At 38.3% G+C, this 483-nt stretch carries 1 protein-coding gene; it reads right to left on the bottom strand.

The window, feature by feature from the left end; translation table 11 throughout:
* Positions 1-483, bottom strand: a 483-nt coding sequence (locus AC6H04_RS02305; protein WP_497570166.1) for a leucine-rich repeat protein, incomplete at both ends; no start/stop codon positions are given.

Below are 483 nucleotides of genomic sequence, written 5' to 3'. Positions count from 1 at the left end.
GTAGTGGCAAAATCTGGCTGTCCAGTTGAGCTTTGCTCTTGATCCAGATTAACATTAACTACCAGATTATTCGTCCCATAGTAACTGTAACCTGCTGAACTAAACTGGAGAGTAACTTGGTTAGGCATTGTCCCTCCACTTGGAATAGTAAGCGTATCCGTTTTCGGATCATATTGCCATTGGCTATCGATAAAAGTTAAGTTATCAGGCAACGTAACATCAACAGCATCTGCAATGGCAGCACGAATATTTTTAATCTGGGTGGCTGTTGCGTGCACATTGATAGTAACCTTAGCTTGCTGATCACTTAAATAATTAGTAGCATCATTCTTAGACTTATTCATAACTTTACTAATTTTATTCTGAGCAAATGCATAATCGCCAATTGTATGAATACCTGTGCCTAAATACAATTCACTAATTTGATTTTGGAAAAAGGCATGCGTCCCAATAGAAGTCACACTATCTGGCACTGTAAACAGT

The sequence above is a fragment of the Secundilactobacillus sp. MJ173 genome (genome assembly GCF_059704265.1).
Note: the sequence above shows the minus strand (reverse complement) of the source record. Positions and strands in the feature narration are given on the sequence as shown.